Source organism: Streptomyces sp. NPDC057287, from assembly GCF_042667905.1.
Lineage (GTDB): Bacteria > Actinomycetota > Actinomycetes > Streptomycetales > Streptomycetaceae > Streptomyces.
Window position 1 is genome coordinate 127,105 of the sequence record NZ_JBHUYV010000015.1, and the last position, 26,529, is coordinate 153,633.

The 26,529-nt window shown below is 72.0% G+C and carries 23 protein-coding genes and 1 pseudogene; 14 read left to right on the forward strand and 10 right to left on the reverse strand.

Translation table 11 applies throughout. The features are described 5' to 3' along the window. Position 1: 1 nt before the first annotated feature. Positions 2–4,414, forward strand: coding sequence for a Clp protease N-terminal domain-containing protein (locus ACFUNE_RS26935; RefSeq protein WP_383573243.1), 4,413 nt, complete (start codon positions 2–4; stop codon positions 4,412–4,414). Between the two features lie 105 nt (positions 4,415–4,519). Here the strand turns inward: ACFUNE_RS26935 and ACFUNE_RS26940 are convergent, their stop codons facing one another. Further along, complete coding sequence (locus ACFUNE_RS26940) at positions 4,520–4,693, reverse strand: hypothetical protein (RefSeq protein ID WP_383573246.1); 174 nt, start codon at positions 4,691–4,693, stop codon at positions 4,520–4,522. A 96-nt stretch (positions 4,694–4,789) separates the two neighbouring features. Beyond that, positions 4,790–5,566 carry a VOC family protein gene (locus tag ACFUNE_RS26945; protein WP_383573249.1) on the reverse strand — a complete coding sequence of 259 codons (777 nt, stop codon included), beginning with the start codon at positions 5,564–5,566 and terminating at the stop codon, positions 4,790–4,792. Positions 5,567–5,804: 238 nt separating this feature from the next. On the opposite strand from ACFUNE_RS26945, the gene ACFUNE_RS26950 reads away from it, so the two are divergent. After that, positions 5,805–6,632 carry a sulfurtransferase gene (locus ACFUNE_RS26950; RefSeq protein WP_383573252.1) on the forward strand — a complete coding sequence of 276 codons (828 nt, stop codon included), beginning with the start codon at positions 5,805–5,807 and terminating at the stop codon, positions 6,630–6,632. Between the two features lie 126 nt (positions 6,633–6,758). Here ACFUNE_RS26950 and sepH read toward each other — a convergent pair whose 3' ends face one another. Next, positions 6,759–7,817: a septation protein SepH gene (gene sepH / locus ACFUNE_RS26955; protein WP_383573255.1), complete on the reverse strand. Its 1,059-nt coding sequence runs from the start codon at positions 7,815–7,817 to the stop codon at positions 6,759–6,761. Positions 7,818–8,313: 496 nt separating this feature from the next. Here sepH and ACFUNE_RS26960 point away from each other — a divergent pair, with 496 nt between their 5' ends. Beyond that, positions 8,314–9,384, forward strand: a complete 1,071-nt coding sequence (locus tag ACFUNE_RS26960) for a hypothetical protein (RefSeq protein ID WP_383573258.1) — start codon at positions 8,314–8,316, stop codon at positions 9,382–9,384. Between the two features lie 28 nt (positions 9,385–9,412). Here the strand turns inward: ACFUNE_RS26960 and ACFUNE_RS26965 are convergent, their stop codons facing one another. Both ACFUNE_RS26965 and ACFUNE_RS26970 read right to left on the reverse strand, forming a co-directional pair. Beyond that, positions 9,413–10,732 carry a D-arabinono-1,4-lactone oxidase gene (locus tag ACFUNE_RS26965; RefSeq protein ID WP_383573261.1) on the reverse strand — a complete coding sequence of 440 codons (1,320 nt, stop codon included), beginning with the start codon at positions 10,730–10,732 and terminating at the stop codon, positions 9,413–9,415. After that, positions 10,692–11,936, reverse strand: a complete 1,245-nt coding sequence (locus ACFUNE_RS26970) for an MFS transporter (protein ID WP_383573264.1) — start codon at positions 11,934–11,936, stop codon at positions 10,692–10,694. The genes ACFUNE_RS26965 and ACFUNE_RS26970 overlap by 41 nt, the downstream gene beginning before the upstream one ends. Positions 11,937–12,063: 127 nt before the next feature. On the opposite strand from ACFUNE_RS26970, the gene ACFUNE_RS26975 reads away from it, so the two are divergent. Both ACFUNE_RS26975 and ACFUNE_RS26980 read left to right on the forward strand, forming a co-directional pair. Further along, positions 12,064–13,188, forward strand: a complete 1,125-nt coding sequence (locus ACFUNE_RS26975; RefSeq protein ID WP_383573267.1) for a ferrochelatase — start codon at positions 12,064–12,066, stop codon at positions 13,186–13,188. A gap of 78 nt (positions 13,189–13,266) precedes the next feature. Beyond that, the gene (locus ACFUNE_RS26980; RefSeq protein ID WP_383573270.1) at positions 13,267–14,067 is read left to right on the forward strand and encodes an inositol monophosphatase family protein; all 801 of its coding nucleotides are present in this window, start codon (positions 13,267–13,269) and stop codon (positions 14,065–14,067) included. A 102-nt stretch (positions 14,068–14,169) separates the two neighbouring features. On the opposite strand, the gene ACFUNE_RS26985 is transcribed toward ACFUNE_RS26980, so the two are convergent. Then, on the reverse strand, positions 14,170–14,343 hold the full coding sequence (locus tag ACFUNE_RS26985; protein WP_383573273.1) for a hypothetical protein: 174 nt from the start codon (positions 14,341–14,343) through the stop codon (positions 14,170–14,172). Between the two features lie 364 nt (positions 14,344–14,707). On the opposite strand from ACFUNE_RS26985, the gene ACFUNE_RS26990 reads away from it, so the two are divergent. From ACFUNE_RS26990 to ACFUNE_RS27005, 4 genes are all read left to right on the forward strand, one after another. Then, complete coding sequence (locus ACFUNE_RS26990; RefSeq protein ID WP_359466041.1) at positions 14,708–15,361, forward strand: response regulator transcription factor; 654 nt, start codon at positions 14,708–14,710, stop codon at positions 15,359–15,361. 7 nt (positions 15,362–15,368) lie between these two features. Further along, positions 15,369–16,601: a sensor histidine kinase gene (locus tag ACFUNE_RS26995; protein ID WP_383573276.1), complete on the forward strand. Its 1,233-nt coding sequence runs from the start codon at positions 15,369–15,371 to the stop codon at positions 16,599–16,601. Positions 16,602–17,004: 403 nt separating this feature from the next. Next, positions 17,005–17,301, forward strand: coding sequence for a DUF4193 domain-containing protein (locus ACFUNE_RS27000; RefSeq protein WP_003965732.1), 297 nt, complete (start codon positions 17,005–17,007; stop codon positions 17,299–17,301). 12 nt (positions 17,302–17,313) lie between these two features. Then, positions 17,314–18,264, forward strand: a complete 951-nt coding sequence (locus tag ACFUNE_RS27005; protein ID WP_383573279.1) for a hypothetical protein — start codon at positions 17,314–17,316, stop codon at positions 18,262–18,264. 80 nt (positions 18,265–18,344) lie between these two features. Here the strand turns inward: ACFUNE_RS27005 and ACFUNE_RS27010 are convergent, their stop codons facing one another. Next, positions 18,345–18,800 (reverse strand): DUF3093 domain-containing protein, encoded by a 456-nt coding sequence (locus tag ACFUNE_RS27010; RefSeq protein ID WP_383573283.1) that lies wholly within the window; start codon positions 18,798–18,800, stop codon positions 18,345–18,347. Positions 18,801–18,858: 58 nt separating this feature from the next. Here ACFUNE_RS27010 and ACFUNE_RS27015 point away from each other — a divergent pair, with 58 nt between their 5' ends. From ACFUNE_RS27015 to ACFUNE_RS27030, 4 genes are all read left to right on the forward strand, one after another. Next, positions 18,859–19,443: a PaaI family thioesterase gene (locus ACFUNE_RS27015; RefSeq protein WP_383573286.1), complete on the forward strand. Its 585-nt coding sequence runs from the start codon at positions 18,859–18,861 to the stop codon at positions 19,441–19,443. Then, positions 19,443–19,970: a dUTP diphosphatase gene (dut, locus tag ACFUNE_RS27020; RefSeq protein ID WP_383573289.1), complete on the forward strand. Its 528-nt coding sequence runs from the start codon at positions 19,443–19,445 to the stop codon at positions 19,968–19,970. Before ACFUNE_RS27015 ends, dut begins: the two co-directional genes overlap by 1 nt. Before the next feature lies 1 nt (position 19,971). After that, positions 19,972–20,742: a DUF3710 domain-containing protein gene (locus ACFUNE_RS27025; RefSeq protein WP_383573291.1), complete on the forward strand. Its 771-nt coding sequence runs from the start codon at positions 19,972–19,974 to the stop codon at positions 20,740–20,742. A gap of 153 nt (positions 20,743–20,895) precedes the next feature. Further along, positions 20,896–21,630: an ABC transporter ATP-binding protein gene (locus ACFUNE_RS27030; protein WP_383573294.1), complete on the forward strand. Its 735-nt coding sequence runs from the start codon at positions 20,896–20,898 to the stop codon at positions 21,628–21,630. A gap of 119 nt (positions 21,631–21,749) precedes the next feature. On the opposite strand, the pseudogene ACFUNE_RS27035 reads toward ACFUNE_RS27030, so the two are convergent. The 3 genes and pseudogenes from ACFUNE_RS27035 to ACFUNE_RS27045 all read right to left on the reverse strand — a co-directional run. Further along, positions 21,750–22,121, reverse strand: a pseudogene (locus tag ACFUNE_RS27035) (IS5 family transposase); the annotation flags it as partial. A 17-nt stretch (positions 22,122–22,138) separates the two neighbouring features. Next, entirely contained in the window at positions 22,139–22,999 is an 861-nt protein-coding gene (locus ACFUNE_RS27040; protein ID WP_383573297.1) for an SDR family oxidoreductase, read from the reverse strand. A gap of 54 nt (positions 23,000–23,053) precedes the next feature. Beyond that, positions 23,054–23,677 (reverse strand): TetR/AcrR family transcriptional regulator, encoded by a 624-nt coding sequence (locus tag ACFUNE_RS27045; protein ID WP_383573300.1) that lies wholly within the window; start codon positions 23,675–23,677, stop codon positions 23,054–23,056. A gap of 296 nt (positions 23,678–23,973) precedes the next feature. Here ACFUNE_RS27045 and ACFUNE_RS27050 point away from each other — a divergent pair, with 296 nt between their 5' ends. Beyond that, positions 23,974–26,517: a DUF4118 domain-containing protein gene (locus tag ACFUNE_RS27050; RefSeq protein WP_383573303.1), complete on the forward strand. Its 2,544-nt coding sequence runs from the start codon at positions 23,974–23,976 to the stop codon at positions 26,515–26,517. The last annotated feature ends 12 nt before the right edge of the window (positions 26,518–26,529 follow it).

Sequence of the window (26,529 nt, forward strand, 5' to 3'; positions counted from 1 at the left end):
GATGCGCCACCTGTGGCTGTTCGCCCGCTGGGCCCCGATGGTGGCCGGACTGTGCTGGTTCGGCCTGGGTTTCGGTGAGCCCTGGTACGTCACCGCCTGCCTGGCGGCCGCCGCGCTGGCACGGCCGTCGTTCTTCCTCCTGGGTGTGCCGGCGGCCGGGGCGGCCTGGCTCCTGGGGACACCGCTCTGGCTCGCACTCGCCGCCGCGTTCTACCGGCTGCTCTACGAGGTGCCGGTGTGGGGAATGACCTCGCGCTTCGTGACGCCGCCGGTACGCATGTTGCGGCTGAGCCCTCGCCTGACATGCGGACACGTCCGGGCTGAATTCGTGCGCCGCGCCGATACGGACATGCGAGAGGGCCGGGCTGCCTCTGCGCTCGACCGCTACCTGCGCGTCCTTGCGGACCACCCCGCCCCGTACACGGATCCGTGTGTACGAGTCCTTCTGACGCGCGCGGCCGAGGCGGCGGTGCGGTGCGGGTGCCCGCAGATCGCCGAGGAACTGGCGGCCGGTGCCCTCCACGCTCTGGGGACAGTGCCCCCGGAGCAGCTCGGCGTCGTCGCGGCTCGTGCGGGCGCTGTACGGGCGCAGGCCCTGGGCGAACTGGGTGACTGGGAGGGAGCGTCCGCCGCGCTGCGACGGGCGCAGAGCGTCGCGCACACGGACGGTTCCACCGACGAGCTGGTGCGGACCGCTGCGGTGGGAGTCCACTTCCACGACACCAGACCGGGCGCAACTCTGGACCAGGAACTGGACACCGGTGCGGGGCTGCTGACGGAGCAGCGGCTCAGTTCCGGCGACAGGCGCGTCCTGATAGCCCTGCACATGATCATCGGTGGGCGTCTGCTGGCATCCGGGCATCCTGGGGAAGCAGTGAAGGCGTATTGCCAGGGCGGGACGAGCAGCGGCGTCTACGAGAGGGTCGGGGGCGACGACTCGGCCCTGGAACGATGGCGCCACCGGATCGGACCGCGCTGGAGGGGCGCCCTCCGGCTGTGGCTGGCAACGGTCTGCGGGCAGATGCAGAGCCAGATCGCGAACGGGGAGAAGGCCGTCGGCCCGCTCCGCGGCGAGTACGAGCACTGGGTGGCCCTGGCCCCGTCGTTCGAGGACCCGCTGCTCACCGCGAGACTCACCGCGTACCAGGTGGCTCTGGACCCCGACGGTTCCGGCGATGCACGGACACCGGTCCGGCACCTGATGGAAAGCCGGTCGTTCGTCTTCGCCGACCGGGTGGCGCAGACCGGATGGGCCGCGCTGCACGCCGACCCGGGCGGCGAAGACGATCTGAGCTGGTGGACGCGGGCCGGTGACCGGGCTCGGCTGACGACGTCGTTGCACGAAGCGCAAGCTCACTTCGCACGGCTGAACGCCGCGTCCCCGCGCGTGTTCGGCGCGATGTACGCCAGGGTCACCAGGACCACGGAGGCGCTGGCGACGCTGCTGGGTGAACGGGCACCGGAGGGAGCCCCCGCGCCGGTGCGGCCTCCCCTGCCGGCCGCTGCCCCCGCGGCAAGGGAGGCCCAGGTGGCCACGGCTGTGACGCCTGAGTACCCGGCCCCGGCGCCCTCGTCCCCGCCGATGCCGGCCTCGACAGCCGCGGCGGCGCGAATAGGAGCTGTGCTGGCCGGGGCAGCGGTGCCCTCGGCGGTGTCTCCGCCGGTATCGCCCGCGGCCGCGGCGGCGCGAATCGGGGCCGTGCTGGGCGGGCAGGCACGGGAGGCTCCGTCGGCCATCGTCTCCCCGGAGTCCGTTGCGCGACCCGCCGGCTGGGCCCCGCTGCCCGGGGCATCTCCCTCCGGTCCTTCCCCACAGGGCAGGTTCGGGGCGCCGAGCTGGTTGCCCAGGGCCGAGGGCCTCATGGGCGGGCGCTCCTGGACGTTTCTGACGGCGGTCGCAGAGGCCCATCTGCTGGGACACAGCCACGTCGGCACCGAGCACCTGCTGTTGGCGGTCCTCGGCGACCCGCTCTGTGCTTCGCTGCTGGAGCCGTTCGGCGTCGGCCCGACAGCGGTCCGTCAGGCGGCAGCCGCCGTGCTGGCCCGGAACCCGCAGAGCACAGTCGGCACGACGCTGACCGGGCCGGCCGGCGAAGTCCTGCTGAGAGCCGGGGAGGAGGCCGCGCGCTGCGGTCGGGAAGAGCCCCGTCCGCTCCATCTCCTCTTCGCCCTGCTGCAGCAGAAGACCGGAACACCCGTGTCACTGCTCGCTGTCCTCGGCGTGGACCCGCAGGAGATCCTTGTCAGGACCGGCCACTGGCTGTACGCGGAACGCGCGGCGGTCATCGGCCCGCCAGAGCTCTGGCCCTACGGACTGCCCGACCCGCTGCCGTACACCGCCCGCGCCCGGGCCGTGCTCGTCGAGGCGGCTCGTCTGGCACGGTCCTCCGGTCCGGGGGGACTGCTGGGGCTTCGTGAACTCTCGGCCGCTGTCACGGCCCAGGACATCACCGTCCACCCGGCAGCCGGACAGCCGGTGCGCGTGACAGCCGGAGGCCGGCGCGTACTGCGCACGGCGGTGGCACGGGCACACGGCTCGGGTCACCTGGGAGTCGATCCTGAGGACCTGGTGTGGGCCGTGGAGAAAGCGGCATCCGGTGCGGGCGCCGATACCGAGGAGGAACACGCTGTCGGCCGATTCCCTCACTGGGATACCGCTGTGACGACCGCGCTGGACACGGCCGCGGCGACCGCCGAGGCCGACGGGTATCCGTACATCGGCCCCGAGCACCTTGTGGCTGCTCTGGACGCGGCACCGCCTTCGGCCTCAGGCGCGTCCCTGCCGTCGGCACCGTTGCCACTCACGCCCCTCAGCAAGCACGCGCTCGCGGTCGCCCGGGCGAGGGCATCGGCGCTGAAGCATCCGTTCTGTGGAGCGGACGACCTGCGGCATGCGCTGACGGAGGTCGGACTCCGTCCGATGCCCGGCCCCGGGACGAGACCGGCCACAACCCCTGCGCTGCTCACACCCGGCTTCGAGCGCGCGACACGATGGGCCCTGGAGCAGCAGGAGAAGGACAGCAGGGCGGCCGCGGCCCGGGCGAGCGTGGCAGGGCTCCGCCGGGCCCTGTGGCGGCGCACCGAGATCCTGCGCTTCCTCGCCATGGTCGATCCCGGTACGTACGAATCGCAGTTGGTTGCAGAAGTGGCAGCCACCGCGCATCAGCTGGGTGCCGGCCCAGCCCTGGAAGCCACCCTGCGGCAAGCGGTGTCCCTGGCCCGGGACATTCGCGCGCGTACCCCCGGCGCCGCAGGGCTGATCGCGTATGCCGAGGCATTGATCGAGATGGGGACCTGTCTCAGCCGGCTGGACAGGAAGGAGGCAGCGGCAGCGTACTTCGAGGAGGCCGCGGGGGCGCTGAGCGCAGGTGACGACGACACGGCCGACCGGCTCCGGGGCGTGGCCCTCTTCCAGTACGCCAAGTGCGCGGTCACAGCCACGCCTTCGGCGGCCGAGGCCATTCTGTCGGAGGCGGCGGGCCACTACCTGACGGCTGCGGCCGACGGCGGGCAGTCCCAGAGGACGGCCTTGGCCGAACCTGCGCTCTTCGTCATCGGCGCGCTCACCGACCTGAACGCCCCCGAGCGGGCTCTCGCGTTCGCCACCCGGACCCTGAGTGTGTCAGGCCTCGCGGTGCGGGACCTGATGGAGATCCACCTGAGGCGTGCGGACCTGCTCCGGCGCCTGCACAGGGATGACCTGGGGCTCGCCGACATGACCGCCGCCGTTCTGCTGGCACCGGACGACCCCTACCCGGTGATGCGCCGGGGCGTTCTGCTCACTCGCCTGCGGCGCATGGACGAGGCACTTTCGGACTTCATCCGTGCGTCGGACCTGGCACCGATGTACCCCGCTCCGAGACGCAGGCGCGGCCAGGCCCTGATCCGCATGGGCCGCTTCGCCGAAGCTCTCTCCGTGCTGGAGGACGCCACAACGGACTTGTCCGATCCCGAGCAGAGCGTCGAGGACCTGGTGGCCATCGCCGAAGCACTGCGCGGGTCGAGCAGGGCGCAGGAGTCTCTTCGTCCCGTGCGGGCGGCGTACGCGCAGGCGCCCGACTTTCCGTGGGTCCGGTATCAGTACGCCCTTTCGCTGCACATGACGGGCTCGGTCCGGCACAGCAGACTGCATCTGGGCGGAGCGATCAGAACGGAGACCGAGCAACTGCGCGGGCCGGCCGGGTCCAGCTCGGTCGCGGGGAGGCCGGCGGCGAACCTGACGGTCTACTTTGCCGCGCTGGGAGCCGCGCGTCAGTCCCGCACATGGCTGGCCACCGCGCTCGCGAGCATCCGCCACGCCTGGACCCTTGCCGACCTGAGGGAGGATCTGGAGGCGCTCTCCCGCACCATCCCCACGTCAGCGGCCCTGTGCGCGCAGCTTCTGCACATGGTTGACGCCGAGCGGACCGACTGACTGTCCGCCGCTGTTGAGGACCCGCGGCCGAGGACCGTACCGGGGACCGGGAACCGGTAGCGCAGGTTCATGCCGTTCGCCGGCCCGACCTGCCTTTCGCCGCGGTCACACGAGGTGGCCGTAGTCCGGCAGGGTCAGGCCGGTGTTGGCGGCGCGGCCTACGTCCGCCGTGAGGCGGGCCGGATCGCGCGGCGCTTCGTTGCGCGCGTCCAGCGTCGCCTGGGTGCGGGGGGCGACGACGCCTCCGCCCGAGGTGGCCAGGGCCTGGTTCATCTCCACGTGTGGGAGTGCAGGCCGTCGGCGCCGATCACCAGGTCGAAGGCGCGGTGGCCACCGCCGGCGAAGGTCACGTCCACCCGGTCCCCGCGGTCCTCCTCAGCTGCCCGGCGGCCGGACGATCGTGAACACCGCACCCTCGGGGTCGGCCACCGTGGCAAGCCTGCCGCTGGAGGCCTCCCGTGGTGGCTGCAGCACATGACCGCCGAGCTCCACCACCCGTGCCGCCGCCTCGTCGGTGTCGGCGACCTGGAAGTAGGTCATCCAGTGCGGACCGCGGTCACGCGGCAGGCCATGGCCCACGCCGTGCAGGGCGGCCACCGGGCGGCCCTGGAGGTGCAGCGTCTGGTAGTCGAAGTCGGCCGAGACGACAGCCTCGGTCTCGAACCCGAACACGGCCTGGTAGAACTTCGCGACCGACGCGGTCTCTCTGGTCACCAACTCGTTCCACACGGGGGTGCCCGGAGTGCCCGCGAGGGCGGTGCCGAGGTGCTCGGCGGCCTGCCAGACGCCGAAGACCGCCCCGCCGGGGTCGGACGCGAGCAGGAGGCGGCCGGCGGCCCCCGCCTCGATGGGCCCGACGGCCACCGTCCCGCCGCAGGAACGGATCGCCTCCGCCGTGACGTCCGCGTCCTCGGAGGCGAGATAGGTCGTCCAGGCGATCGGGAGGTGCCGGTCGGGGGGCAGTTGGCCGATGCCCGCGACCTCCTTGCCGCACAGCAGCGCGCGGACGTACGGCCCCAACTCGTCGGGCCCCGGCTGGAACTCCCAGCCGAACAGCCTGCTGTAGAACTCCTGGGTCGCGGTCAGGCCGTGCACGATCAGACTCACCCAGCACGGCGCTCCGGGCGTGCGCCGGGCGGCAGCCTCGGTCATCTTCTTCTCTCTCCTCGTACCATCGGGTCGCCGTACGGGGGGACGGGGCCTGCACGGCGTCCAGCGGTACGGATACGGGTGCGTACGCTCCGTGCAGATGCTCGCACCACTCAGGCTCCGAGGCACCCCGGCCGCGCCGCGTTTTCCGGCTCACCCTCACACCGATGACCGATTTGATGCGGTACATCCATTTCGGTACGGCCTCCCCCCGGGTGGCCCCTGCGCGAAGATGGCACCCATGAAGCCCATCATCACCGCATCCGAATACATGAGCGAGTCGGCGGGGTCGCGTCCGCCGGTGCTCCTGGACATCCGCTGGCAGCTCGGCGGGCCGAACGGCCGCGCCGACTACGAGGCCGGGCACCTTCCCGGCGCGGTGTTCGTCGACCTCGACTCCGAGCTCGCCGGTCCGGCGGGCAGCGGCGGCCGTCACCCCCTCCCGTCCCCGGAGGCGTTCGGGGCGGTCATGCGGCGCGCGGGGGTCGGCCGCGAGACTCCGGTGGTGGTCTACGACGGAGGCCAGGGATGGGCGGCCGCCCGCGCCTGGTGGCTGCTGCGGTGGACCGGGCACCCCGATGTCCGTGTGCTGGACGGTGGTCTCGCCGCGTGGACGGGGGAGCTCACCACGGACGTCCCGAGGCCCGCCGAGGGCGACTTCCGGCCGGAGCCGGGCGCGCTCGGCCTCCTGGACGCGGACGCTGCCGCGGAGCTGGCGCGCTCCGGTCTGCTGCTCGACGCGCGGGCCGCGGAGCGCTACCGGGGGGACGTCGAGCCGATCGACCGCGTCGGCGGCCACATCCCCGGTGCGGTGTCCGCCCCGACCACGCAGAACGTCGATCAGGACGGGCGCTTCCTGCCCGCCGGCTCGCTGGCTTCCCGGTTCGCGGCGCTGGGGGCCGACGGCTCCAGCCGCGTCGGTGTCTACTGCGGCTCCGGCGTCTCGGGTGCCCACGAGGTCCTGGCCCTGGAGCTCGCCGGACACCGGGCGTCCCTGTACGCCGGATCCTGGTCGGAGTGGTCCTCGGACGAGTCCCGTCCCGTCGCCACCGGGCCGGACCCCGCCTGACGCGTACGGCCCCGGCGCGGGCATGAGGAGGGCCGTCGCGACTGTGCCCCGCCCCCACACGGCATGAGGAGGGCCCGTACGCGCTGCGTACGGGCCCTCCTCATGCCACGGGCGTACGGCCCGTCCTCAGTCCTGCTTCTTCCTGCGTGTGCCGAAGACGATCTCGTCCCAGCTCGGCACCGCCGCACGGCGTCCCGGGCGGACACCGTCCGCCTCGGCCTGGCGGTCCGTCGTCCCGGTCAGCCGGTCGCGGTGACCCGCCACCGCGCGAGGCATCAGCACGTCGGCGTAGGCGGACCCCGCCCCGGCGGACGCCGCCGCGGCCGGAGGCTCGTCCGCTTCCGGCTCCTGCTGGGCCGCAGGCTCGAGCGCGGGCGGTTCGGGCTGGGAGGGCCGCTCCGGGACGACCATGTCGCCACGGAAGCTCGGCACCGCCTCCAGGAGGCTGGTCAGCGAGTCGCGCTCGCCGGCGGACACACCGCGCTCCTCCGGCTCCGCGGCCGAGGGGACGGGGCGCTCGATCTGGCGGTCCAGCGCACGGTCCAGCGGCCGGTCGCGCGGCAGCCGTGCGATCCGGGGCACGAACGGGAAGCTGGGCTCCGGGGCGGCGACGTCATCGGTCTCGCCGATGAGCGAGCGCGCCTCCTCGTCCACGGCCTGGACCAGCCGGCGCGGCGGGTCGTAGGTCCAGCTCGCGGAGTGCGGCTCACCCGCGACGCGGTAGACGAGCAGGACCTCCCAGGTGCCGTCGTCGCGGCGCCACGAGTCCCACTGGACGGTCTCCCTGTCGGCGCCGCGCAGCAGCAGCCGCTCCTGCACCGCCTCGCCGAGCTGGGGGCCGGTGTTCTCGCCGGGGCGTCGCACCGGAGTTTTCCGGGCGCGCTCGGCCATGAACGCGCGCTCCGCGAGCACGGGGCCCTCGAAGCGGCGGACCCGGTCCACCGGGATGCCGGCGAACTGGGCGACCTCCTCGGCGGAGGCGCCGGCTCGTATGCGCGCCTGGATGTCGCGCGGGCGGAGATGGCTCTCCACCTCGATCTCGATCTGGCCGAGCCGGGCGCGGTCATTGCGCACGGCGGCACGCAGCCGCTCATCGATCGGAAGCGTGTACTCCGTGCTGTCCGCAGCCTTGAGCACCAGTCGTGTGCCGTCGTTTGAGACGGCCACGACACGCAGTTCGGGCATGGGAACCTCCCGGGTGGTGCCTGCCGACGTCACGTGCGTCGCTGCTTCCGCTAGTCGAGTGTGACCTGCCCGGGTTCGGCCTGCCACAACCTTGCCAAGTTACCCGGCGTGTCGGGCCTTGGCCCTGGACGCCACGATGGCACGGTTACCTGTTTGCGACGCGGAGCGACCGGATGGTCGCTCCATGTAGCAGGCGCCCGTGCGATGCCGCGGCGCCGCCGGTTCGGGTGCCGCCTTCGGCCCCCTCCCGCAGGTCCCGGATACCCATGTGGGAGTCCGGCCCCAGGGCTCGCCACAGTACTCCATTCGGGCCACGTGGGTGGACCGGCGCGCCGCCGAAGTTCTCGGCGGGCACGGGAGTTGGGTTACCCCGTCTTCCGTGGTTTGCGCCCGATGCGTGTGCTGCTTCACAAAATCTCCAGAAACGGAACTATCTGATTCGCTCAAATGTCCTTTCCTGGTGCAAGGTGGGGTAGTTGTCGAGCAGGGGCTGATCATGGTTCAGAAGCCGCAGATTGATGCGGAACGCAAGGAAAGGCGCATAGATCTGAGCCTGCCGCAGGTCGCCGGCAGCGCCGTCGCGGCGGTCGCGGCGGCGGTGATGGCCTCACAGCTCGGTGTCTACGGGACGATCGCCGGCGCCGGCGTGATGAGCGTGGTCGCCACCTGCGGGGGATCCGTCTTCCAGCACTTCTTCCGCCGCACCGGGGAGCAGATCCGCGAAGTCACCGTCCAGGTGAAGCATCCGGCGGGCCGTCAGGTGACCGTACGAACCCGGGAGACATCGCCCGCGCCGCGGGGGCCGGAGGACGACGCGACGAGGGCCCTGCGCACGGTGGGGGCCGAAGCGGACCGCACCACGGTGCTGCGGCAGGCCCGGCCCGGCGGTGCGGACCCCGGCCCGGACCGCACCACCCTCCTGCCGCAGGTCTCGGCCGCAGGCGTCGACCCCGGCTCGGACCGCACCACCCTCCTGCGGCAGGTCGGGTCCGCGGGCGTCGACCCCGGCGGCGCGCTCCCGGGTGACGCCCTCACGGACGAGTCCTACTCCGACGCACGCACGCACGGCACCCGTGTCCGTGGCTGGAAGCGTTCGGTCCTCGCCGCCACGGGGGTCTTCGTCCTCTCCATGGCCGGTATCACGGTGTACGAAATGGTCTCCGGCCATGATCTGGGGGGCAACGGAGGAACGACGATCGGCTCCGTCGTGAGCGGGGAGCGCCACGGGGGCACCACCTCGCCGTCGCCCTCGTCCGGCACGGGCCAGGACGACGACGGGGACGACGAACGCGACGGCGGCGTGCCGGACGGCGACGGGTCGACGACGCCCGGGACCGGACCGGACGACGGCCGGAGCGCTCTTCCCGACCCCTCCGCCGGCGACGGTTCCGCCACCGGTCCCACCCCCACGCCTTCGGCGTCGGGCGGGACCACCACCGCGGAACCCTCCGCCCCGGCGACGCCGGACGCCGACGGCACCACTCCCGCGGCACCGGATCCCACCGGGGCGGACGGTGCCCCGGACCAGCAGGACGAGGGCGCGACCGGGACGGGCACGGACGGGTGATCCGGGCAGCCCGTCCCGCCGCGCCCGGTCAGTCGCCGAGCACGCGACGCAGATAGTCGTTGGCGAACAGCCGGTCCGGGTCGAGCCGGTCGCGTACGGCGGTGAACTCGCCGAACCTGGGGTAGGCCCCGGCGAGGTAGCCGGAGTCCCGGGTGTGGATCTTGCCCCAGTGCGGGCGGCCCTCGTATCCCGTCATGATCCGCTCGACCGCTGTGAAGTACGCCTGGTAGGGCGTGCCCCGGTACATGTGCACCGCGATGTAGGCGCTCTCCCGGCCCGAGGCCGTGGAGAGCGCGATGTCGTCCGCGGGCGCCGTGCGGACCTCGACAGGGAAGCTGATCCGCAGCGGCGAGCGTTCCACCATGGCCTTGAGCTCGCGCAGTGCCCCGACGGCCGCCTCGCGGGGCAGGGCGTACTCCATCTCGACGAAGCGCACCCGCCTGGGGCTGGTGAACACCTTGTACGGGATGTCGGTGTACGTGCGGGCCGACAGGGCGCGGCTGGAGATCCGCGCGATGGCGGGGATGGCCCCGGGGACCGCCCGGCCGACCGAGCAGGCGACCTGGAAGATCCCGTTGGAGAGGAGTTCGTCCTCGATCCATCCGCTGACCCGCCCGGGCGGATCGGCGGGACCCGCGCTGCGGTTGTTGCGCTTGGTGTTGCAGTTGCCGGTGTGCGGGAACCAGTAGAACTCGAAGTGTTCGTTCTCCGCGACGAGCTGATCGAAGTCGGCCGTGACGCGGTCGAAGGGCATCGGTTCCTCACGGGCGGTGAGGTGGAAGACGGGTTCCACCGCGAACGTGACGGCGGTGACCACGCCCAGCGCGCCGAGACCGATCCGGGCCGCCGCGAAGACGTCCGGGTGCTCGTCGGGCGAGCAGCGCAGCACCGTGCCGTCGGCCGTGACCAGTTCCAGCGCGCGGATCTGGGCGGCGATCGACGCCGAGTCGCGGCCGGTTCCGTGCGTACCCGTGGAGGTGGCCCCGGCGACCGTCTGCTCCATGATGTCGCCCATGTTGGTGAGGGAGAGCCCCTCACGGGCGAGCGCTGCGTTCAGGCGCTTCAGCGGAGTGCCGGCCTCCACCGTCACGGTCATCGCCGCACGGTCGATGCCGCGGATGCCGGTGAGCAGGTCCGGGCGTATGAGGACCCCGTCGGTGGCCGCGGTCGCGGTGAACGAATGACCGGTGCCGACGGGCTTGACCGTCAGACCGTCCTCGGACGCCCTGCGCAGCACCTGGGCGAGCTCGTCGACGGAGGCCGGGGACGCCACGCGTGCCGGCCGGGCGGTGACATTGCCCGCCCAGTTACGCCACGTGCTCGCCGTCCGTGCGTAGGTGTCGGTCATCTTCCCCGCGCCCTCCCGTAGGAACCGGCTCCGCGAGCCGGCGATACCCCAGGAACGCCACCGCGGCCGCGAGCGCTCCCGCCACGGCGGGCACCGCGTACCCCGCCGCCGCCCCGGAGGCGTCGACCACCCAGCCTGCGGCGGAGGAGCCGAGCGCCACCCCGACCGCGAGTCCGGTACTGGTCCAGGTCATGCCCTCGGTGAGCTGGGTGCGCGGTACGTGCTGTTCGACGAGAGCCATCGTGGTGACCATCGTCGGTGCGATGGAGAGGCCCGCGACAAAGAGCGCCACGGCCAGGAACGGCAGGCTCCCGGCCAGTTGGAGGGGGATCATACTCACGGCCATGGCGCACACTCCCACCAGCCACCTGGTGGAGGGCCTTCCCTTCAGGTGCAGCAGGCCGAAGACCGCCCCCGCGAGACACGATCCCAGGGCGTAGACGGCGAGCACGAGACTGGCCGCGGCCTTGTGGCCGCGCTCCTCGGCGAACGCCACCGTCACCACGTCCACCGCACCGAAGACCGCCCCTGTGGCGACGAACGTGACCACCAGCACCTGGAGGCCGGTCGAACGCAGGGCCGATCCGCCCGTGTGGTGCTCCTTCGGGTGCGGCACGGGCTCGGTCGCCCTCTGGGCCGTCAGCCAGAACACGCCCACCACCAGGAACACGCCGGCCAGCAGAGGACCCGCCTCCGGGAACCACGCGGTGGACAGACCGATGGAGACGATGGGGCCGAAGATGAAGCACACCTCGTCGACGATCGACTCCCAGGAGTACGCGGTGTGCAGCTGACGCCCCGTGCCCCGGTAGATCTCGGCCCAGCGGGCCCGGACCATCGAACCCACGCTCGGGACGCAGCCGGCACCGGCGGCGAAGACGAACAGGGTCCAGTCGGGCAGCCGCTGCTGGGCGCAGACCAGCAGCCCGGCGACCGACGCGGCGGCGAACAGGGTGACGGGACGCAGTACCCTGCGCTGCCCGTGACGGTCGACCAGCCGTGACACCTGCGGACCCATGACGGCCGCCGCCATGGCGAGCGTCGCGGAGAGCGCGCCCGCCAGCCCGTACCGGCCGGTGAGCTGGGAGATCATCGTCACCACGCCGATCCCCATCATGGACAGCGGCATCCGGCCGAAGAATCCGGCGGCGGAGAAGTTCCGGGTTCCCGGGGCGGCGAAGATGGCGCGGTAGGGGCTGGGCATGGGGGGAGCTCCGGGGAAGCCTGTCAGGTGTGCGGGGGGCTGACACAGCTTACGGCGGCGGCGTGCCCCGCCGGACCCGCCGACGGCGGTCGCCGCGCTGTCGGAGGCGGGTGGCAGGATCGGGTGCATGTCCGATCTGCGCGATCCCGCTCCCTACGACGCTCTGCTGCTGCTCTCCTTCGGCGGTCCCGAAGGCCCGGACGACGTGGTCCCGTTCCTGGCGAACGTGACGCGTGGCCGGGGCATCCCGGAGGAACGGCTCAAGGAGGTCGGCAAGCACTACTTCCTCTTCGGGGGCGTGAGCCCGATCAACGCGCAGAACAGGGCGCTGCTCGACGCCCTGCGCAAGGACTTCGCCGAGCACGGCCTCGCGCTGCCGGTGCACTGGGGCAACCGCAACTGGGCCCCCTACCTCACCGACACCCTCCGGGAGATGGTCACCGACGGCCACCGCCGGATCGCCGTGCTCGCCACCAGCGCCTACGCCTCGTACTCCGGCTGCCGCCAGTACCGCGAGAACCTCGCGGAGTCGTTGTCCGCACTGGAGTCCGAAGGGCTCCCGGTACCCCGCGTCGACAAACTGCGGCACTACTTCAACCACCCCGGCTTCGTCCGTCCGATGGTGGACGGTGTGCTGGCCTCGCTGGCCGATCTCCCCGAGGACGTCAGGGCGGGCGCGCACCTCGCCTTCACCACGCACTCCATCCCCACCTCGGCGGCCGACGCCTCCGGGCCCGCGGAGACCCACGGCGACGGCGGTTCCTACGTCGCCGAGCACCTGGACGTCGCCCGGCTGATCACCGAGGCGGTGCGCGAGGAGACGGGCGTCGAGCACCCGTGGCAGCTCGTCTACCAGTCGCGCAGCGGCGCCCCGCACATCCCGTGGCTCGAGCCCGACATCTGCGACCACCTGGAGACGCTCCACGGCGACGGCGTCCCCGCGGTGGTCATGGCCCCGATCGGCTTCGTGTCGGACCACATGGAGGTGCTGTACGACCTCGACACGGAGGCCACCGCCAAGGCCGCCGAGCTCGGGCTGCCCGTACGCCGCTCCGCGACGGTGGGCGCCGACCCCCGCTTCGCCGCCGCGGTGCGTGAGCTCGTCCTGGAGCGTGCGGCCGCCGAACAGGACCGTCCCGTCGCGCCGTGCGCCCTGGGTACCCTCGGCGCCTCCCACGACCTCTGCCCCGTCGGCTGCTGCCCCGCCAGGGTCCTCAAGCCGGCGGCCGCCGGGGCCGACAGCCCCTTCTAGCCACCGACCGCCCGCTTCCCCCGCCGCGCGGGGACCGGCACGCCCGTCCGGGCCCCGCGACACCACGTCTGGAGCGCTGTGACCGACCCACTCCTGTCCGAACTGCTCGACCTCGCCCTGGAGGCCGCCCGCAGGGCCGGCGCGCTGCTGCGCGACGGCCGCCCCGCCGACCTCGGGGTGGCGGCGACGAAGTCCAGCCCGATCGACGTGGTCACCGAGATGGACATCCGCGCGGAGAAGCTGATCACCGGCTACCTCTCCGAACACCGCCCCGCCGACGGATTCCTCGGCGAGGAGGGCGCGAGCGCCGAGGGCACCAGCGGCATCCGGTGGGTCATCGACCCGCTCGACGGCACGGTGAACTACCTCTACTCCCTCCCCACCTGGTCCGTCTCCGTCGCCGCCGAGCGCGACGGGGAACGGATCGTGGGCGTGGTCGAGGTCCCGATGCGGCGCGAGACGTTCCACGCGGTGCTCGGCGGCGGCGCGTACGGGAACGGGGACCGGCTGCGCTGCCGCCCCACGGCCCCCCTCGACCGGGCCCTGGTGTCGACCGGCTTCAACTACGTCACCGAGGTACGCACCCATCAGGCGGCCGTGGCCCAGCAGCTGATCCCGCAGCTGCGGGACATCCGGCGCGGGGGATCCGCGGCCGTCGACCTCTGTGACGTCGCGGCCGGCCGGCTCGACGGCTACTACGAGCGCGGGCTGCACCCGTGGGACGTCGCGGCGGGGGACCTCATCGCCAGGGAGGCGGGCGCCCTCACCGGAGGCAGGCCGGGACGGCCCGCGGACGGAGACCTGACGGTCGCGGCCACTCCCGGCGTGTTCGAGCCGCTGCAGGCACTCCTCGAGGGACTGGGAGCCTGGCACGACTGACGCATGACATTCCTGAGCCCGTTGCGAGGCTCAGGAAGGGCGTACCGGCACGAGAGGGCCCCGGGGCAGCCATGGCGGCTTCCGGGGCCCTCTCGTGGCGGCTCAGAGGCTTGTGGCGCCGATTTCCACGCCGTGCTCGGCGGCGAGGCGGTGCAGGTCGTCAAGCTCTCCCTGCTCGACGTCCGCGAGGAAGTCGTCGCCCGTCTCGCGAGCCATGGTGAGGTCGGACTCGGTGGTTTTGATTCGTTGCAGCAGACCTGCGGTGAAAGCGTCCATGAAGCGCCCCCTCATCGTGGGTCGGTGGCACGGGGGTGTGCCCGGTGGTCCTCCGGTCTGCGGGCCGGAGTGCGGGTGATCACGCAGTCCCTCTGGAAGCAGGACGGGCTGTGGTACGCCACATGCAGGGCGTGATCGCGGGGTGTGAGGTCGTACTCCCCGTGCCGGGCCTGCGAGAAACCTCAACTGGCATATGAATCCGATCAATTCCCCGTGGGCCCGGCCGGTGGGGCGTCGTCTTACCGCCGGTTTATGCGCGTTACGGGCAGGATGGACGCGCACAGTCGGTGCCGCTGACGTGCGGCGAGCGGCCGGATCGAGGGCCGCTCGCCGTTTTTTCGGGAAACTAGGGAAGGACTGCGCCGTGCGCGTACTCGTCGTCGAGGACGAGCAGCTGCTCGCCGATGCGGTGGCCACCGGTCTGCGCCGGGAGGCCATGGCCGTCGACGTCGTCTACGACGGAGGGGCGGCCCTGGAGCGCGTCGGGGTCAACGACTACGACGTCGTCGTGCTCGACCGGGACCTCCCGGTGGTTCACGGTGACGACGTCTGCCGCAAGATCGTCGAGCTCGGGATGCCCACCCGGGTGCTGATGCTCACCGCGTCCGGTGACGTCAGCGACCGGGTCGAGGGCCTTGAGCTCGGCGCGGACGACTACCTGCCCAAGCCCTTCGCCTTCAGCGAGCTGACGGCGCGGGTGCGCGCCCTGGGGCGCCGCACCACCGTCGCCCTGCCACCCGTGCTGGAGCGGGCCGGGATCAAGCTCGACCCCAACCGCCGTGAGGTCTTCCGTGACGAGCAGGAGATCCAGCTCGCCCCGAAGGAATTCGCCGTCCTGGAGGTCCTGATGCGCAGCGAGGGCGCGGTCGTCTCGGCCGAGCAGCTGCTGGAGAAGGCCTGGGACGAGAACACCGACCCCTTCACCAACGTGGTGCGGGTGACGGTCATGACCCTGCGGCGCAAGCTCGGCGAGCCCCCCGTCATCGTCACCGTCCCCGGCTCCGGATACCGGATCTGAGGGCGTGATGGCAGCCTCCCCCGCGCCAATGAAGGCGCCTCCGAAGCCGACCTGGGAACCCAAGGCGCAGGAGTCGCCGTATCCCTGGCTGCGGCCGACCATCCGGATACGGCTCACGCTCCTGTACGGCGGGATGTTCCTGATCGCGGGCATCCTGCTGCTGTCGATCATCTACATGCTGGCCGCCCAGGCCCTGAACGTGGGCAGCGACCTGCCCTTCCAGGTCGTGAACGGGCAGGTCACGAGCGAGGTGTGCGACCTGCCGACGAAGGCGAGCCCCGACACCTTCAACGCGGCGATGAACGCCTGCGTCAACCGTCAGCGCGAGCACGCGCTCGACTCCCTGCTGAACAGGTCGCTGCTCGCCCTGGTCGGCCTCAGCGTCATCGCGTTCGCCTTCGGGTACGCCATGGCGGGCCGCGTCCTGTCGCCGCTCGGCCGGATCACCCGCACCGCCCGGCGGGTGGTCGGCACGGACCTGACCCGGCGGATCGAGCTGGACGGCCCGGACGACGAGCTCAAGGAGCTCGCGGACACCTTCGACGAGATGCTGGACCGGCTGGAACGGGCCTTCACCGCCCAGCAGCGGTTCGTGGGCAACGCCTCGCACGAGCTGCGCACACCCCTCGCGATCAACCGCACGCTGCTCGAGGTCCACCTCTCCGACCCGGAGGCGCCGCCGGAGCTCCACCAGCTGGGCAGGACGCTCCTGGCCACCAACGAGCGCAGTGAACAGCTGGTCGAGGGGTTGCTGCTGCTGGCCCGCAGCGACAACCAGATCATCGAGCGCAAGCCCGTGGACATGGCCGAGGTCGCCGACCGCGCCATCGACCAGACCAGGGCCGAGGCCGCCGCGAAGGGGGTCGAGGTCCGCGGTGAGCGCGCCCAGGCCGTCGTCCAGGGCAACGGGGTCCTCCTGGAGCGCATCGCGCTCAACCTCGTGCAGAACGCCGTGCGCTACAACGTGGCGGAGGGCGGCTGGGTGGAGGTCACCACGGAGCTCCAGCACGGGCAGGCGCTCCTGGCCGTCTCGAACACCGGGCCCGTCGTGCCGGCGTACGAGATCGACAACCTCTTCGAGCCCTTCAGGCGGCTGCGCACGGAGCGCACGGGCAGCGACAAGGGGGTCGGGCTCGGCCTGTCGATCGCGCGATCCGTCGCGCGGGCCCACGGAGGCCGTATCATCGCGGAGCCCCGCGAGGGCGGTGGTCTCGTGATGCGCGTCACCCTGCCGGTCTGAGAGGCTTCACGGTGTGAGGCCGCATTGGATGGCTCTGTTCGCTTTGGGCGGAATTTTTGAACCGTGTTTCCGTTCTGTCCCTGTGTGATCGATCACAGAAGCGAATTTCGGTCCCTCTACTCTCCGTGATCACATCTCCGCCCGAAAGCCTGGAAACGTCCGGGTTTCCGGGGGGCGGTATCACGGGAAGTACACGGGGTGGCGCCCGTGAACTGCACCAATCGGACCGTGTACGGTCCCCATCGCCACCCAAGCTGATCGCTCACGAGAGATCCGGTTGGGTGTCGATTGAGTAACAGACCTTGATGTGAGGCAAAATCTCCGCCTCAGGTCGGGCACAAGTCCGGCCTCTCACGCGTTACGGCGCTGAGACACCGCAGACACCCAAGAGGGGGAGAGCGACATGGCAACGGATTACGACACCCCACGCAAGACCGACGACGACGTGGACCAGGACAGCCTCGAAGAGCTCAAGGCTCGTCGGAGCGACAAGACGGCATCCGCCGTCGACGTCGACGAGTTCGACGCGGCAGAGGGACTGGAGCTGCCCGGCGCAGACCTGTCCAACGAAGAGCTGGCCGTACGGGTCCTGCCCAAGCAGGCCGATGAGTTCACCTGCATGAGCTGCTTCCTCGTGCACCACCGCAGCCAGCTGGCACGCGAGAAGAACGGCCAGCCCATCTGCCGCGACTGCGACTGAGGCCGGCCGGCCGTGGCAGGCGACACACCGTTCCGGAAGCGGCGCTTGCGGCGCACGAAGTCGTCGGAGGCACATCAGGGCGGCACAGGCCCGGCAGAGGGCGAGAACCCCACTGCCGAGCACCGGGCCGCCCTGCCTGCCTCTCCCGGCACACCTGACGACGAGCGGGGCCGTCCGGCCTCGCTCGAAGCGGTAGGGGCGGCCGACGCGCCTTCCGGGCAGGACGGAGCGGAGCCCTCCCCGAGGGGATCCGGCCGTCTGCACACACTGAAACGAGGCGTACGCAAGAGCCGCGAGAGCGCGGTGTCCGCAGCCGGCCTGGTCGCCGACCGCATCATCGACACGGCTCCCCGTGTCCCGGTCCGGGACCTCGCCACCCTGCGCAGGCAGTTCCCGGGGCTCGGCCCCGAAGAGCTCGCCGACAAGCTCGTCGCGGGAGCCTGCAAGGCCACCGCGGCCGTCGGCGCGGGCATCGGGGCGGCTGCGATGATGCCCGTACCGCCCGCCATGCTCGCAGAGCTGGCCGCCGAGATCACCGGAGTGGCAGCCGTCGAGATGAAGCTCGTCGCCGAGCTCCACGAGGTCTACGGCCGGCGTCCGCCGGGCAACCTCGGCCAGCGCAGCACCGCGTATCTGACGTCGTGGACGGAGGAACGCGGCATCGACGTCTCCCGCCCCACCACGCTCAACGCGGCGCTGGGCGGACAGATGAAGCGCGAGCTGCGCCAGCAGATCATGAAGCGCATGGTGCGCGACCTGCCGAATCTCATCCCGTTCATGGTCGGTGCCGCCGTCGGCGCACTGATGAACCGGCGGGACACCAGGAAGCTCGCCGACCGGGTCAGGAGCGACCTGCGGCGCCACCAGGTCCCCTGGGACCGTCTCCCGGCGCTTCCCCCGCTGGAGCAGCCCGCACGGCCCGCGGAGGAGCTCCCCGAAGGCCTGGACGACCCGGGCCGCTGACCCCCGGGGTGCGCATCAGGGCCCTGCGGGCGGGTGCCGGCCCCTCGGGCAGGCCGGGCCCCTCATGCGAACCGGGCCCCTCAGGCGGGTACGGGCGCGAGCGCCGCCACCAGAGCCTGCGGCTCCCGGGTCGACAGATAGAGGTACGGCGTCGGGTCGGCCGGATCCGTGACCTTCACCCGCACCGCCGTCGGGATGTAGCTGCGCAGCAGCATGAACGCGCGGGTGTCCGCCCTGTACGAGCGCCAGGCGCGCGCCTCCTCCCCGTCCAGCACCTCGGCGTCGCCGAGCGCCTCCAGCGGGATCCGGGCATCGCCCGCGACGAGTGCGCCGGCCACGACCCGGATGCGCGCCGAGCCGTACGAGCTCACGCCCGCGCACGCCGCGGCCGCGCCGCCCACCAGGCCGCCGAGCATGGGCAGGGCGCCGAGCGGCAGGAGCATCAGCGCACAGGCGACGCCGATCCCGAAAGCGATGAGCCACCACGAACGGGGTGCGGTGAGACGTTCGTCGAAGGGGGGTGCGGAAGGCTGCATGAAAGCAAGCTTGGCACGGCGCGCCCCGCGGTCGGCCGCGCGGGTAAGGTCTGCGCCTGTGAGTGGAACATCTGCACGTCTGACACCCCCGGCCGGCGCGGTGAAGCCCGTCCGCCATCCCGACGCCCCGGCGCCCGGCGAGATCCTCGGCTCCCACTACGAACACTGTTTCGGCTGTGGTGGGGGACAGGCGCACGGACTGCACCTCCGCGCGACGGCCGGAGAGGGCGTGAGCGTCACCGCCGAGTTCACCGTGAAGCCCGCCCATCAGGGAGCCCCGGGACTGGCGCACGGCGGAGTCCTGGCCACGGCCATGGACGAGGCGCTCGGCGCCCTGAGCTGGCTGCTGCGGGTCATCGCGGTGACCGGACGGCTGGAGACCGACTACGTCCTGCCGGTTCCGGTCGACACCGTGCTCTTCCTGGAGGCCGAGGTCACCGCCGTCCACGGCCGGAAGATCTACTGCCGCGCGACAGGACGGACCGGCGGCCCCGAGGGACCCGTCGCGGTCCGTGCGGAGGCCCTCTTCATCGAGGTCAAGGTGGACCACTTCATCGACAACGGCCGGCCGGAGGAGATCCGGGCGGCCATGTCCGACCCGGACCAGGTCCGTCGTGCACGCGCCTTCGAGGTGAACCCCTGATGCGCCGGCCCGTCGACGTACTCATCCGCCGGGTCGACCCGGACGTGCCGATTCCGGCCTACGGACACCCGGGCGACGCCGGTGCCGATCTGGTCACCACAGAGGCGGCCGAACTCGCCCCCGGCGAACGGGCGGTGCTGCCCACCGGGGTGTCGATCGCGCTGCCCGACGGCTACGCGGCCTTCGTGCACCCCCGTTCGGGCCTCGCGGCCCGCTGCGGAGTGGCCCTCGTGAACGCCCCAGGGACGGTCGATGCCGGGTACCGTGGGGAGATCAAGGTCATCGTGGTCAATCTCGACCCACGCGAGACCGTGAAGTTCGAACGGTTCGACCGGATTGCCCAACTGGTCGTCCAGCAGGTCGAGAAGGTGCGTTTCCACGAGGTGACGGAGCTTCCCGGCTCGGCGCGGGCCGAGGGGGGCTTCGGATCCACCGGCGGTCATGCCGCTGTGGACGGCGTCACGGGCGGTAACACCCAGGGTGGGAACAGCTACGCTTCGGTCGTATCCGACCGGGAAGGACATTGACGTGTTCGGACGTCGCAAGAACAGTGGTTCCGCCAAGGACACGGCGGACGAAGCGCGCGAGGCCGAGCAGGTCGCCGACGAGCTCGACGACACCGGGGCCGCGAGCGGCTCGCGCCGCACGAATCTTCCTCCCGCCCCCCGTCCCGACGGGCCGTGGGACATCTCCGAGACCTCCCAGCCCGGTGAGGGCAGGGTGGACCTGGGCGGCATCTTCGTGCCCGGGGTCGAGGGCATGGAGCTCCGGGTGGAGGTCGCCGGTGACGCCATCGTCGCCGCCACCGTCGTGCTGCGCGACAGCGCGGTCCAGCTGCAGGCCTTCGCCGCTCCCAAGAAGGAGGGCATCTGGGGCGAGGTGCGCGAGGAGATCGCCTCGGGCATCACCCAGCAGGGCGGGATCATCGACGAGGTCGAGGGCCCGCTGGGCTGGGAGCTGCGCGCCCAGGTCCCCGTACAGCTCCCGGACGGGAAGAACGGCGTACAGCTGGTGCGCTTCGTCGGGGTCGACGGTCCGCGCTGGTTCCTGCGCGGAGTGATCTCCGGACAGGGCGCGGTGCAGCCGGAGGCCGCCGGGCTGCTGGAGACCATCTTCCGGGACACCGTCGTGGTCCGCGGTGAGGGCCCGATGGCCCCGCGCGACCCGATCGTCCTGAAGCTTCCCGACGACGCGCAGATGGTGCCCGAGGGCGTGCAGCAGGAGGACCAGGAGAGCTCGAAGTTCTCCGGCGGGATGGGCCAGCTGCAGCGCGGGCCCGAAATCACCGAGGTGCGCTGACCGCACCCCAGCTCGTCGCAGTGCCGGTGGGCCGCATCCCGGGGAGGGGATGCGGCCCACCGGCCTTTCCATTGCCTGACCGGGTGCCGCACGCACATACTGGCGGCTGCCGAGGGAGCGGTACGCACGACGGCGTACGCACGGGGGAGAACGATGACACGGAGCACCGACGGCCGGGCCGGTACGGTCCTGGCCGACAGCCCTGCCGACGGTCCGATGGTGCGGATCGAGGACCTGCACCGGTCGTACGGGACCGGCGCGGCGGCCGTGCACGCCCTGCGCGGCGTCTCCTTCGAGATCCCGCGCGGAGAGCTCGTCGCGCTCAAGGGCCGCTCGGGATCGGGCAAGACGACGCTGCTCAACCTCGTCGGCGGCCTCGACACCCCGGACGGCGGCCGCATCACCGTCGCCGGCACCGATCTCTCGGAGCTCGGCGAGGAGGGGCTGCTGGAGCTGCGCAGGGACCGGATCGGCTTCATCTTCCAGTCGTTCGGCCTGATCCCGATCCTGACCGCCGCGGAGAACGTCGGCGTACCCATGCGCCTGCGCAGGACGGACCCCCACGAGCGTGAGGAGCGGGTGGCCCTGCTGCTCTCCCTGGTCGGTCTCGGCGATCACGCCCAGCAGCGTCCGGGGGAGCTCTCCGGGGGCCAGCAGCAGCGTGTCGCCATCGCCAGGGCGCTCGCCAACCGGCCCGCCCTCCTGATCGCCGACGAGCCCACCGGACAGCTCGACGCGGAGACCGGACTCGCGGTCATGCAGCTGCTGCGCGCGGTCGTGCGCAGCGAGGGCGTCACCGTCCTCGTCGCCACCCACGACCCCCAGCTGCTCGGCTTCGCCGACCGGATCCTGGAGCTCAGCGACGGGCACATCGTCGAACACGTGTAGACGGCAGCGCCGCACACGTGTAGACGGCAGCGCCGCACACGCGGCGGAGTGCGGCCCGGCAGGTGAACGTGTGTCGCAGTCGCCCGCCGCCGCTTCGTGCAGTACGTCGGTCTGTGCGTGCCCCTTTTTGAGGTTCGCGCCGGGGGCTTGGTCGGGGCTCCGGCAGCGTGCTGGTGGGCGCGGATGGAGGTGGAGTCGATGTTGATGTTCCAGTCGATGCCGCCTCCGGCGTCGGCGACGGCCTGGGCGTGCTGGAGCAGTCGTTCCCAGGTGCCGTCGGCGGACCACAGCATGTGGCGCTTGTGGATGGTCTGCCACGGGCCGAAGCGGGCGGGCAGCTGACGCCATTGGCAGCCGGTGCCCAGCCGGTGGATGATCCCGTTGATCACCTGCCGGTGATCCCTCCAACGGCCGCAGCGGCCGTTGCTTGTGGGGAGCAGTGGCTTCAGCACTGCCCATTCGTCATCGGTGAGATCCCCTCTGCTGAGCACGCCGTCAGCTCCTTCGTTCAGGCCGGGTCGATGTCCGCCGCGAGCTGGTCGGCCACGGTCCGGGGTTCGCGGCCGAGGAGTTCGGCGAGCAGCGGGTCGATTCCGGCGAAGCGGCCTTCACGGGCGGCCTCAAAGGTGGTGAGCGTCATTCGGGCCATGGCTTCCGGGGTGCCGGCGGCGACCTTGGCCACGATCCACTCCTCATCGGGCGGCGTGACGCGCTCGACCTCGCGGCCGGTGATCTCCGAGGCCAGGGAGGCGACGTCGTCGAACGTCACGGCCTGGCGGGCGGTGAGGGTGACCGGGCCGTCGTACGCCCGGTCCCCGGCCAGGATGACCGCTGCGGCTTCGGCGGCGTCGGCGCGGTCGGTCCAGGAGACGGGGCCGTCGGCCGGGGCGGTGATGATGCCGCTCTGCTGCCAGGGGCCCAGCAGCCAGCCCAGGCTGTGGGCGTAGAACCCGTTGCGCAGCGCGGTCCAGGCGACGCCCGAATCGGCGAGGATCTGCTCGGTGACGGCGTGGTCGCGGGCCGGGTGGAAGGGACTGTCGGCGCCGGCTCCCTGGTGGCTGGTGTAGAGGATGCGGTGGGCTCCTGCGGCTACGGCGGCGTCGATGCCGACGCGGTGCAGGGCGACGGCGTCGGCATGCGGGTCGTTGGAGGAGACGAGCAGGACCTGCTCGGCGCCCTCGAAGGAGTGCCGCAGCGCGGCCGGGTCCTCGTAGGAGCCCTGGCGCACGCGTACTCCGCGGTCGGCGAAGTGCTGCGCCTTGGCGGTGTCGCGGACGCTGACACCGATCTGCTCGGCGGGCATGCGCTCGAGGAGGTGTTCGACGGTGGCGCCGTTGAGCGCGCCGGTCGCACCAGTGATGACGATCATGAGGGTTCCTTTCGTTCCCGCAGCGCGCGTTCGACGCGTGCGGCGGGCGGGGGGTCAGTGGGTGCGCAGGAGCGGCAGGAGGACGTCATCGACGAGGTGGGCGACGAACGGTTCGTCGCACGGCTCGCCCGTGATCACGATGCGGTGCACGATCACGGCCGGAGCGATCTCAGCGAAGAGCTCGGCGGCCCTGGGGGCCAGCTGTTCTCCGTGCCGGATCGCCTTTTGCAGCGGCTCGTCGGTCATCGCGGCCTCGTCGCGGCGCAGGATGCGGCGCATCTCCTCCGCGAGCCGCGCATCGCTGCGCATCCCGGCGAACAGGGCCCCGAGCATGCCGATCTCCTGCTCGGCGATCTGCCGGGCCAACCAGGAGACGAGCCCGAGCAGGTTCTCCCGGAGATCATCCGCGGCAGGTTCAGGAGGTGTGGCCTGCGCGCGGTGCTCGACGGCGGCGGCGACGAGCGCGGCCTTGTCTCGGTAGCGGCGGTAGATCGTCGTCTTCGCCGACCCGGAGCGCGCCGCGACCGCCTCCATGGACAGCTGCTCGTAACCCACCTCGGTGAGCAGCGACAGCGTCGCCTCCAGGATGGCCAGCCCGCGACTGGTGTCACGCGGCCGCCCCATGAGGGACGGCCCGTCCGTGCCGTGGGCCCGCGGGCTATTCGGTGCGCTTGCCACTCCGACTCCTACTTTCGCTACGCTACGGTTGCGTATCGAAAGTAACCCGGAACGCAGCCAGCGGCAACTCAAGCCGGTGCGGCCGTGTGGCGCTGATCGAGGAGACAGGGCCTAGCCGCCCACGTGCGGGGGGCTTCGCCGGGCGTCCGGGCGCGGGGACGTGCCCGGACGCATCAGAATCCCGTCAATACGACCCCCGCGCCCGGCCCTGACCCCTTTTGCCGGAAATTCTCGGGGTAGCTTCGACACCGGCTCCCGCATCAGCGGCGGCCGGTCGCAGAGAAGACAATGGGGCCATGGCACGCGGCAAGCTTCGGATCTACCTGGGTGCGGCACCCGGCGTCGGCAAGACGTACGCGATGCTGTCCGAGGCCCACCGCCGCGTGGAACGGGGCACCGACTGCGTCGTCGCGTTCGTGGAGCACCACGACCGGCCGCGTACCGAGGTGCTCCTGCACGGCCTGGAGCAGATCCGCCGGCGCGACATCGAATACCGCTCGGCCGTCTTCGCCGAGATGGACGTCGACGCCGTCCTGGAACGGGCCCCGGCCGTCGCGCTCGTCGACGAGCTGGCCCACACCAATGTGCCGGGCTCCCGCAACGCCAAGCGATGGCAGGACGTCGAGGAGCTCCTCAAGGCCGGCATCGACGTGGTGTCCACCGTCAACATCCAGCACCTGGAATCCCTCGGCGACGTCGTGGAGTCGATAACCGGGGTGCGTCAGCAGGAGACCATCCCCGACGAGGTCGCCCGCCGGGCCGACCAGATCGAGCTCGTCGACATGTCGCCCCAGGCGCTTCGCCGCCGCATGGCCCACGGCAACATCTACCAGTCCGACAAGGTCGACGCCGCCCTGTCCAACTACTTCCGCCCCGGCAACCTCACCGCCCTGCGGGAGCTGGCCCTCCTCTGGGTCGCCGACCGGGTCGACGAGTACCTCCAGCAGTACCGCGGCGAGCACGACATCAGCGCCCCCTGGCAGGCCCGCGAGCGCATCGTCGTCGGACTGACCGGCGGCCCCGAGGGCCGCACGCTCATCCGCCGCGCCTCACGGATGGCGGCCAAGGGCTCCGGGAGCGAGATCCTCGCGGTGTACATCGCCCGCAGCGACGGGCTGACGTCCGCCTCGCCCAAGGAGCTGGCGGTGCAGCGCACCCTCGTCGAGGACCTCGGGGGCACCTTCCACCACGTCATCGGCGACGACATACCCTCCGCGCTCCTCGCCTTCGCCCGGGGCGTCAACGCCACCCAGATCGTCCTCGGGTCCAGCCGCCGCAAGACCTGGCAGTACGTCTACGGCCCCGGGGTGGGCGCCACCGTCGCCCGCGAGTCCGGACCCGACCTCGACGTGCACATCGTCACGCACGAGGAGGTCGCCAAGGGACGGGGGCTGCCCATCGCGCGCGGCGCCCGGCTCAGCCGCACCCGGATCATCTCGGGCTGGCTGGTCGGTGTCGGGGGGCCTGCCCTCCTGACCCTGCTCCTGCACGGCATGGAGAACGGCCCCGGCCTCGCCAACGACGTCCTCCTGTTCCTGTTCATGACCGTCGCCGCCGCTCTGCTCGGCGGACTGGCGCCCGCACTCGCCTCGGCCGCCGCGGGGTCCCTGCTCCTGAACTACTGGTTCACCCCGCCCACCCACACCCTGACCGTGCAGGACCCGGAGAACTTCGTCGCCATCGTGATCTTCTTCGCGGTGGCGGTCGCGGTCGCCTCCGTCGTCGACCTGGCGGCCCGGCGCACCCACCAGGCGGCGCGGCTGCGTGCCGAGTCGGAGATCCTGTCCGCCCTCGCGGGGAGCGTCCTGCGGGGCGAGACCGCCCTGGACGCCCTGCTGGACCGGGTGCGCGAGACCTTCGGCATGGAATCCGTGGCCCTCCTGGAGCGGCAGAGCGACGTCGAGCCCTGGACCTGCGCCGGATCCGTCGGCCCCGCCCCGGTGGTACGGCCCGAGGACGCGGACGTGGACATGCCCGTCGGCGACCACATGGCGCTGGCGCTCTCGGGCCGCGTGCTGCCCGCGGAGGACCGCCGGGTCCTCGGTGCCTTCGCCGCGCAGGCCGCCGTCGTGCTGGACCGGCAGCGTCTGGTGGGGGAGGCCGAGGCGGCGAGGAGGCTGGCCGAGGGCAACCGGATCAGGACGGCGCTGCTCGCCGCCGTCAGCCACGACCTGCGGACCCCGCTGGCCGCCATCAAGGCCGCCGTCAGCTCCCTGCGCTCCGACGACGTCTCCTGGTCCGACGCGGACGAGGCCGAGCTCCTCGCGGCCATCGAGGACGGAGCCGACCGCCTGGACCACCTGGTCGGCAATCTGCTCGACATGTCCCGCCTGCAGACCGGCACGGTAACGCCGCTGATCCGCGAGATCGACCTCGACGAGGTCGTCCCGATGGCGCTCGGCGGCGTACCGGAGGGCAGCGTCGACCTGGACATCCCCGAGACGCTGCCCATGGTCGCCGTCGACCCGGGGCTGCTGGAGCGGGCCGTGGCCAACATCGTCGAGAACGCGGTCAAGTACAGCCCCGGCCGGGAACGGGTCGCCGTGGCCGCCAGTGCCCTGGGCGAGCGCGTCGAGCTGCGGGTGGCCGACCGGGGGCGCGGGGTCCCCGACGAGGCGAAGGAACGCATATTCGAGCCCTTCCAGCGCTACGGTGACGCTCCGCGCGGCGCCGGAGTCGGCCTCGGGCTCGCCGTCGCCCGCGGCTTCGTCGAGTCGATGGGCGGCACCCTGGACGCCGAGGACACCCCGGGAGGGGGACTCACCATGGTCCTCACCCTCACGGCCGCCCCGGGACAGGTCCGGGCCGGTCCCGTGCCTCCCGTACACGTCACCTCATGAGATCTCCGGGGC

What these genes read in the sequence shown, in the direction of transcription:
- ACFUNE_RS26935 (WP_383573243.1), top strand. Translation starts at nt 2, where the DNA reads ATGCGCCACCTGTGGCTGTTCGCCCGCTGGGCCCCGATGGTGGCCGGA.
- ACFUNE_RS26945 (WP_383573249.1), bottom strand. Translation starts at nt 5,566, where the DNA reads ATGACCGAGGCTGCCGCCCGGCGCACGCCCGGAGCGCCGTGCTGGGTG.
- ACFUNE_RS26950 (WP_383573252.1), top strand. Translation starts at nt 5,805, where the DNA reads ATGAAGCCCATCATCACCGCATCCGAATACATGAGCGAGTCGGCGGGG.
- sepH (WP_383573255.1), bottom strand. Translation starts at nt 7,817, where the DNA reads ATGCCCGAACTGCGTGTCGTGGCCGTCTCAAACGACGGCACACGACTG.
- ACFUNE_RS26960 (WP_383573258.1), top strand. Translation starts at nt 8,314, where the DNA reads ATGGTTCAGAAGCCGCAGATTGATGCGGAACGCAAGGAAAGGCGCATA.
- ACFUNE_RS26965 (WP_383573261.1), bottom strand. Translation starts at nt 10,732, where the DNA reads ATGACCGACACCTACGCACGGACGGCGAGCACGTGGCGTAACTGGGCG.
- ACFUNE_RS26970 (WP_383573264.1), bottom strand. Translation starts at nt 11,936, where the DNA reads ATGCCCAGCCCCTACCGCGCCATCTTCGCCGCCCCGGGAACCCGGAAC.
- ACFUNE_RS26975 (WP_383573267.1), top strand. Translation starts at nt 12,064, where the DNA reads ATGTCCGATCTGCGCGATCCCGCTCCCTACGACGCTCTGCTGCTGCTC.
- ACFUNE_RS26985 (WP_383573273.1), bottom strand. Translation starts at nt 14,343, where the DNA reads ATGGACGCTTTCACCGCAGGTCTGCTGCAACGAATCAAAACCACCGAG.
- ACFUNE_RS26995 (WP_383573276.1), top strand. Translation starts at nt 15,369, where the DNA reads ATGGCAGCCTCCCCCGCGCCAATGAAGGCGCCTCCGAAGCCGACCTGG.
- ACFUNE_RS27000 (WP_003965732.1), top strand. Translation starts at nt 17,005, where the DNA reads ATGGCAACGGATTACGACACCCCACGCAAGACCGACGACGACGTGGAC.
- ACFUNE_RS27010 (WP_383573283.1), bottom strand. Translation starts at nt 18,800, where the DNA reads ATGCAGCCTTCCGCACCCCCCTTCGACGAACGTCTCACCGCACCCCGT.
- dut (WP_383573289.1), top strand. Translation starts at nt 19,443, where the DNA reads ATGCGCCGGCCCGTCGACGTACTCATCCGCCGGGTCGACCCGGACGTG.
- ACFUNE_RS27030 (WP_383573294.1), top strand. Translation starts at nt 20,896, where the DNA reads ATGACACGGAGCACCGACGGCCGGGCCGGTACGGTCCTGGCCGACAGC.
- ACFUNE_RS27040 (WP_383573297.1), bottom strand. Translation starts at nt 22,999, where the DNA reads ATGATCGTCATCACTGGTGCGACCGGCGCGCTCAACGGCGCCACCGTC.
- ACFUNE_RS27050 (WP_383573303.1), top strand. Translation starts at nt 23,974, where the DNA reads ATGGCACGCGGCAAGCTTCGGATCTACCTGGGTGCGGCACCCGGCGTC.